Raw genomic sequence first — 2029 nt, 5'->3', positions numbered from 1 at the left:
ATGTGACATGTGAAAACTAATAACAATAGTCATAATTTCACTGGTCGTCATACGCCCTGCTCGCTGACGTTTTTGGGTGCCATCTTCGAGTAATTGTTTTTTCCATTGGGGTATAAATACTTTGCTAAAATCATCGACATCGCAAACTAATTTAATCATGCATGTTCCTTGTTTATCCAATCGTTCTTGGTCGAAAGATCGGATCTCGGAACAGGCATTTAGTTCAATTTCTTAAACGAGATTCAGGTTATGTATTTAAACGTGTCCGCTCTACTTTAAAAACAGAAGACACGTTTTGTAAAACAAATCATAAACTCGTATTCCCCTAATGCCGTTCACTTAAGGTGAACGGCTTTTTATTTCTAGCGTACCGCTGCTTACTGAACGAGGAACACTTCGCCCCCTTCGTGGCTCTAGAATTAGGCTTTCTGCCATCGCATAAAAGTATTTTTATTGACGTGGTATGGCTCTATTACATTGAACCTGAATTCGGGACTGTTAGTTCCTTCCCTTTTTTGTTTTTATAAGAGGAAATAAAAAGCGTGTGAAATACAGCTATTTCACACGCTTTTAAAAAATTATATTTAACGGATAGTTTTGGCTACTTTACCAATACTCAAACCCTGAATTAAAATAGAAAACACCACAACCGCATAAGTGAGAGCCAATAAAATATCGCGCTCGTTCCCATCAGGTAACTGCAATACCAGTGCAACCGAAATACCACCGCGCAAGCCACCCCAGGTTAAAACTTTCCATGCGCCAGATGGCAACTCTAATTGCTTATTAAATGTAGTGGTTGTTATACCCACAACAATTAAACGTGCGAGTAACGCTATCAAAATAGTTAAGCCACCAGCAATAAATAAATTACTCGAAAATGCAATCATGACGACTTCAAGCCCTATGAGTACAAATAAAATAGCATTTAAAATTTCGTCAATCAGTTCCCAAAACAAATCAATGTAATGGCGTGTTTTGTCGCTCATAGCCATACTACGACCATGATTACCCACCATTAACCCCATCATTACCATTGCAAGTGGGCCCGACAAATGCCAATGGCTAGCCAGTGCATAACCACCAATAACGCCCGCTAAAGTAAGTAGTACTTCTTCTTGGTAACTATCAATGCTTTTAAGTAAGTAATATAAAATACCACCTAATACCAAACCAAAAACAATACCGCCACCGACTTCAACCGCCAGCGTGTGTGCTACATAATAAGTTGTAGGAATATCACCACTTGATAAAACACCCAATAAAAGCACAAAAATAACCACGCCTATACCATCGTTAAACAACGATTCACCCGCAATCACGGTTTCAATACTTTTAGGCGCACCCGCAGATTGTAAAATTCCCATTACCGCAATAGGATCGGTTGGCGAAATTAATGCGCCAAACAGTAAACACCAAATAAACGCTAAATCAAAACCAAGCAAAGGAAGTACTAAATAAAGTGCGCCAGCAATAATAACCGTTGATAGCAACGTACCAACACAGGCTAAAATGCCTATTGGCAATTTATAGCGCCTTAAATCGCTAACATTTACGTGCAGCGCCCCAGCAAAAAGCAACATAGAAAGCATGCCATCAAGCAAAACCTCAGTAAAATCTAACTGATCGAGCAAGCTCATTTCGTAATCTATAAGATCATCAAACCCTAAAAAGCCCAAAAATATAGCCGCAATAGAAACCACCATCGAAATAACCATTACACAATGGTTGTTGGCAAGCCAATAAAACGGTGATTCACATAGGTGAGTAACGCGGTAATTGATAAAAATATCGCGCCAATTTCAAATATGGTTAAGCTGCTTGTAGGTTCCATTTTAATTAATCCGTAATATTAAATTAGTTATTATTTAGGGGCTGTTGATCTTTGTTTGAATTTTGTGCGCAAGCGGTAATCTCGTATAATTTACTTCGCCAAAAACAAACCTTACGAGATTACCATGCCCCGATTAATGCTCACTGATAAGTTGTGGTCGAAGCTAAAATCAATTTTGCTTGAAGATAGAGTTTA

The 2029-nt window shown here is 38.5% G+C and carries 1 protein-coding gene and 1 pseudogene; both read right to left on the bottom strand.

Annotation, left to right across the window (positions count from 1 at the left end; genetic code table 11):
* Positions 1-156: pseudogene (locus tag H5119_RS20600) on the bottom strand (IS982 family transposase); the annotation flags it as partial.
* A 428-nt stretch (positions 157-584) separates the two neighbouring features.
* Positions 585-1706 (bottom strand): sodium:proton antiporter, encoded by a 1122-nt coding sequence (locus H5119_RS19815; RefSeq protein ID WP_259399069.1) that lies wholly within the window; start codon positions 1704-1706, stop codon positions 585-587.
* Between the last annotated feature and the right edge of the window lie 323 nt (positions 1707-2029).

It is taken from the genome of Pseudoalteromonas sp. SG45-5 (assembly GCF_014164085.1).
Classification (GTDB): Bacteria; Pseudomonadota; Gammaproteobacteria; order Enterobacterales; family Alteromonadaceae; genus Pseudoalteromonas; species Pseudoalteromonas aliena.
This window is presented reverse-complemented; position numbering and strand designations above follow the sequence as displayed.

Excerpts from the sequence above, each read along its gene's own strand:
- H5119_RS19815 (WP_259399069.1), bottom strand. The coding sequence starts at position 1,706 with ATGGTGGTTTCTATTGCGGCTATATTTTTGGGCTTTTTAGGGTTTGAT.